General features: G+C 69.9%; 5 protein-coding genes. 3 read left to right on the top strand and 2 right to left on the bottom strand.

The features are described from left to right. Window positions 1-1,748 (bottom strand): phosphoenolpyruvate carboxylase (locus tag DQW85_RS27855; RefSeq protein ID WP_113702862.1); only part of this gene is annotated, 1,748 nt, incomplete at its 3' end. Window positions 1,749-1,881: 133 nt separating this feature from the next. On the opposite strand from DQW85_RS27855, the gene DQW85_RS27850 reads away from it, so the two are divergent. The 3 genes from DQW85_RS27850 (at window position 1,882) to DQW85_RS27840 (ending at window position 4,713) form a co-directional block, all read left to right on the top strand. Further along, window positions 1,882-3,465: an acyl-CoA carboxylase subunit beta gene (locus tag DQW85_RS27850; RefSeq protein WP_113702861.1), complete on the top strand. Its 1,584-nt coding sequence runs from the start codon at window positions 1,882-1,884 to the stop codon at window positions 3,463-3,465. Further along, entirely contained in the window at window positions 3,462-3,665 is a 204-nt protein-coding gene (locus DQW85_RS27845; protein WP_113702860.1) for an acyl-CoA carboxylase epsilon subunit, read from the top strand. Before DQW85_RS27850 ends, DQW85_RS27845 begins: the two co-directional genes overlap by 4 nt. Before the next feature lie 106 nt (window positions 3,666-3,771). Continuing rightward, window positions 3,772-4,713 (top strand): NYN domain-containing protein, encoded by a 942-nt coding sequence (locus DQW85_RS27840; protein WP_113702859.1) that lies wholly within the window; start codon window positions 3,772-3,774, stop codon window positions 4,711-4,713. On the opposite strand, the gene DQW85_RS27835 is transcribed toward DQW85_RS27840, so the two are convergent. Beyond that, window positions 4,671-5,124: ArsR/SmtB family transcription factor (locus DQW85_RS27835; RefSeq protein ID WP_162795436.1), on the bottom strand; the 454-nt coding region annotated here is incomplete at its 5' end. The two genes, DQW85_RS27840 and DQW85_RS27835, sit on opposite strands and share 43 nt — an antisense overlap.

Genomic DNA, 5,124 nt, shown 5'->3' with positions numbered 1-5,124 from the left:
GGGCCGCCGCCGCGGCCGAGCGCGCCGCCGCGGCCGTGGAACATGCGCAGCCGCACGTCGTGCTCGGCCGCCCAGGCCGTGAGCTGCTCCTGCGCCTCGTAGAGGCGGAGCGTCGCGGCGGCCGGGCCGAGCTCCTTCGCCGAGTCGGAGTAGCCGAGCATGATCTCCATGCGCCGGCCGGTGGCCGCGAGCCGCTCCCGCATCCGCGGGATCTCCAGCATCCCGGACAGCACCCGCGGGGAGTTGGCCAGGTCCTGGCCCGACTCGAACAGGGGCACCACGTCGAGCACCGGGGCCCGCGAGCCCAGCGCGTGCTCGGCCAGCTCGTAGACGGCGGCGATGTCGGCGGCGTCGCGGGTGAAGGAGACCACATAGCGGGAGCAGGCCCGCACGCCGAACCTCTCCTGGATCCAGCCGATCACCCGGATCGTGGACAGCACCTCCTCGGTGCGTTCGGAGAGGGGGCCGCCCGCCCTGATCTCCTCCAGCGCCGCCGCGTGCACCTGGGAGTGCTGGCGCACCTCCAGCTCGGCCAGGTGGAAGCCGAACGTCTCCACCTGCCAGATGAGGTGCTGCAGCTCGCCGTACGCCTGCCGTACGGCGTGGCGGGCCAGGGAGTCCTGGGCCAGGCGCAGGTCGGCGAGCAGGTCGCCGGGCGAGAGGTAGGCCAGGTCGAGGTCGCGGCGGTGGGTGGCCGCGATCCTGGAGGCGACGAACAGCAGCCACTGCCGGTGCGGCTCGCGCGGCGAGCGCGTGGCCAGCTCGGAGATCAGCTCCGGGTGGGCGTCCTCGGCCGCGGCGATGGCCCCCTTCAGCTCGGGCGACGGCGGCGCGAACTGGGCGGTGGCGGTCAGCGTGCGGCCGATGCGCGTGGTGGCGGCCTCCAGCGCGATCAGCACGTGCTCGGCATGGATCTGGACGGCCTCGCGCGTGACCTTGGCGGTGACGTTGGGGTTGCCGTCACGGTCGCCGCCGATCCAGCTCCCGTAGCGGATGAACGGCCTGGCCAGCGGCGGGCGGGTGCCGGTGCCCTCGCCGAGGGCCGCGTCGAGCGAGCGGTAGACCTGCGGCACCACCCGGAACAGCGTCTCGTCGAAGGCGGCCATCGCGGTGCGCACCTCGTCGAGCGGGTCGAGCTTGCTCGGGCGCAGGTGGGCGGTGCGCCACAGCAGGTCGATCTCCTCCAGGAGCCGCCGCCCGCTCTCGGCGCGCTCGGAGGCGCCGCGGCCAGGTGTGTTGTACTCGGTGAGCTGCCCGCTGATCCGCTGGATCGCGGTGACGACCGCGCGCCTGCGCGCCTCGGTCGGGTGCGCGGTGAGCACGGGGTGCAGCTCCAGGCTCTCCACCAGCTCGGCGACCCGCTCGGCCCCCAGCTCGTTCACGGCGTGCGCCAGCGACTCGCGCTGGACGCCGCCCTCGGTGTCGCGTTCGCGCAGCGTGCGGATGCGGTAGTGCTCCTCCGCCAGGTTGGCCAGGTGGAAGTAGCAGGTGAAGGCGCGGGCGATCTGCACCGCCCGGTCGATCTCCCACTCGGCCACCATGGCGGTGATCTCGTCGGCGGAGACCCCGCCCCTGCGCGCGGCGATGACGGCTTTGCGCAGCCGTTCGACGTCGGCCAGCAGGTCCTCGCCGCCATGCTCGGCGATGACCTGCCCGAGCAGCTTGCCGAGCAGCCGCACATCGTGGCGGAGCTCCTCCGGCATCTCGGTGACGGCGGCGCTACGACGCTCGATGCCCTGGTCAATCATGTTCCGAAGGGTACCGAGTCGCCGGGAATGCCCGTAGGCGGGTCTCACCAAATGGACTAGACCACTGGTCAGCGGGCCGGTACACCCCGCCCTTCATGGAACCGCCGCAGGTGGAGCGATTACCCTTGCGCGCATGACTGCGGAGCCCACGCCGGATGCGCCGGACATCCACACCACCGCCGGCAAGATCGCCGACCTCGAGCGACGGCTGGACGAGGCCGTGCACGGGGTGTCCACGGCAGCCGTGGAGAAGCAGCACGCCAAGGGCAGGATGACGGCCCGTGAACGGGTGCTCGCGCTGCTGGACGACGACTCGTTCGTGGAGTTCGACGAGTTCGCCCGGCACCGCTCGTCGATGTTCGGGCTGGAGCGGCGGCGGCCGTACGGCGACGGCGTGATCACCGGCTACGGCACCGTGGACGGGCGCCAGGTGTGCGTCTTCTCGCAGGACGTGACCGTCTTCGGCGGCTCGCTGGGCGAGGTGTACGGCGAGAAGATCGTCAAGGTGCTGGACATGGCGCTGAAGACCGGCTGCCCGATCATCGGCATCAACGAGGGCGGCGGCGCGCGCATCCAGGAGGGCGTCGTCGCGCTCGGGCTCTACGCGGAGATCTTCAAGCGCAATGTGCACGCCTCGGGCGTGATCCCGCAGATCTCGCTCATCATGGGCGCCGCGGCGGGCGGACACGTCTATTCTCCGGCGCTGACCGATTTCATCGTCATGGTGGACCAGTCCTCGCAGATGTTCATCACCGGGCCCGACGTGATCAAAACGGTGACGGGCGAGGAGGTCACGTTCGAGGAGCTCGGCGGAGCGCACACGCACAACACGAAGTCGGGTGTGGCCCATTACCAGGCCTCCGACGAGGACGACGCTCTGGAGTACGTCAAGGCGCTGCTGTCCTTCCTGCCGTCCAACAACCTGGACGAGGCCCCGGTCTTCGACCCGGCCACTGACCTGGAGCCCGATGCCGAGCTCGACGCGCTGATCCCCGACTCGGCCAACCAGCCCTACGACATGCACCGGGTCATCGAGCACGTGCTGGACGACGGGGAGTTCCTGGAGGTTCAGGCGCTGTTCGCGCCGAACCTCGTGGTGGGCTACGGCCGGGTGGACGGGCAGTCGGTGGGGGTGGTGGCCAACCAGCCCATGCATTTCGCCGGATGTCTGGATATCGACGCATCCGAGAAGGCAGCCCGATTCATTCGGACATGCGATGCTTTCAATATCCCGATCCTGACATTTGTTGATGTGCCGGGTTTCCTTCCCGGAACCGATCAGGAATGGAACGGAATCATCCGCCGCGGCGCCAAGCTGCTCTACGCCTACGCCGAGGCGACCGTACCGCTGATCACGGTCATCACCCGCAAGGCGTACGGCGGGGCGTACGACGTCATGGGCTCCAAGCACCTCGGCGCCGACATCAACCTCGCCTGGCCGACCGCCCAGATCGCGGTGATGGGCGCGCAGGGCGCCGTCAACATCCTCTACCGGCGCGAACTGGCCGCCGCCGAGGACACCGACACCGAGCGCGCCAGGCTGGTGACCGAGTACGAGGACACGCTGGCCAACCCGTACATCGCCGCCGAGCGCGGTTACGTGGACGCGGTTATCAGGCCGTCCGAGACCCGTTCGCAGATCGTCAAGGCGCTGCGCGCGCTACGGAACAAGCGAGCCTCGCTGCCGCCCAAGAAGCATGGGAACATCCCACTATGAGCGGACACCTGCGCATCATTCGCGGAGACGCGACTCCGGAAGAGATCGCCGCCCTCGTGGCCGTCCTCGCCGCCCGCGGGCCGGCCCCCGAGCCTCCCCCCGCGGCCCCGCGAACTCAAACTTGGCGAAACCCCGCGAGACAGATGCGTAAGCCACTGTCCTCGGGGAAGGCGGCTTGGCGGACGAGCGCCCTACCCTAGATGGATCCCGTGAAACGGGTGTCAAGTTCCCGAGGAGTTGGGACTATCTAGAAAAGTAGGAGTATATAGTCGGCCGATCAACTAACGCCGCGGCCCGGAGGACATCATGGGCATCCCAGACCTCATGCCGCATCCTGTGGCAGCGAAGTACGCCGTCCTGGTGGATGTCGGTTATCTGTACGCCGCCGCAGGAGAAGTCCTGCTGGGGGCGAAGGAACGCAAGGAATACAGGGTGGCCGCCGATGAGCTGATCCAGAGCCTACAGAAACATGCAACGGAACGCATTTCCGGCGAACTTCTGCGGATCTACTGGTATGACGCCGCCCGTGACCGCGTGCCCACCGTTGATCAGCGGGTCATCGCCCAGCTTCCCTGGGTCAAGGTACGGCTTGGCAACCTCAACGCGCGTGGCCAGCAGAAAGGGGTGGACGCGCAGATCAGGAGCGACCTGGAGGCCCTGGCCAGGCACCACGCGGTGACCGACACGGTCCTGCTGGCGGGCGATGAGGACATGGTGCCCGCCGTGGAGGCCGCCCAGGCGTACGGCGTGCGCATCCACCTCTGGGGCGTCGAGCCCCCCTATGGCACCAACCAGGCCGAACGGCTCGTGTGGGAGTCCGACACCGTTGAAGTGATCTCCGCTGATTTCCTGAGGCCCTTTTTCAGCCGTGCCCCGCAGCCCGTGGCGGTCCCCCCGCCCGCTGCCGCTCCGTCGCCCGCGCAGGTGTTCGCCGGGCGGACGCCCACCAAGCCGCACGTCAAGCCAGGTCAGGTGGCCAAGCTCGGGCCGAGCCGGCCCCGCGTGGAGGACGTCGGAGAGCACGTGGCGCAGAAGTGGATCCTCACCCGCGGCCGCGACAACATCCGCGACCTGCTCCCCGGGCCGATCCTGCCGACCGTCATCGACACCGAACTGCTGATCGAGGCCGAGAAGGAGCTGGGGCACTCGCTGCGGCCGTTCCCGGAGGCGCGGGTGTGGCTGCGCGACGGGTTCTGGGCACGGGTCTACCGGGAGTTCGACCTGGGAGTGGGGGTCTCCTCGAAGTGACCCCGCGCCGGCGCCTCGGCGTGAGGCGTCACCGGAGCCTCGGCGCGGCCTTCCACCAGCGCCTCGGCGCGGGGCTTTGCCAGCGTTTCGGCGCGGGGCTTTGCCAGCGTTTCGGCGCGGGGCTTTGCCAGCGTTTCGGCGTGAGGCCTCACCAGCGTCTCAGTGTGAGGCCTCACCAGCGCCTCCGCCACCTCCGTGCGCGCGTACAGGACGAACCGGCCGGTGCGGTGTGGCGTGCACAGGCCGGCGGCGCGCAGCGCGGTGAGGTGCTGACTGACGCCCGGCTCGGAAAGGCGGGTGCGCTGGGCGAGGTCGCGGGTCGAGGCGGGCTGGTCCAACTCGGCCGGCAGCCGCGCGCGCGTGCGGCCGAGCACCGCCCGGCGCCTCGATGCCGGGCGCCGGGGCGGCCAG

Source organism: Nonomuraea lactucae, from assembly GCF_003313395.1.
Classification (GTDB): domain Bacteria; phylum Actinomycetota; class Actinomycetes; order Streptosporangiales; family Streptosporangiaceae; genus Nonomuraea; species Nonomuraea lactucae.
Note: the sequence above shows the minus strand (reverse complement) of the source record. Positions and strands in the feature narration are given on the sequence as shown.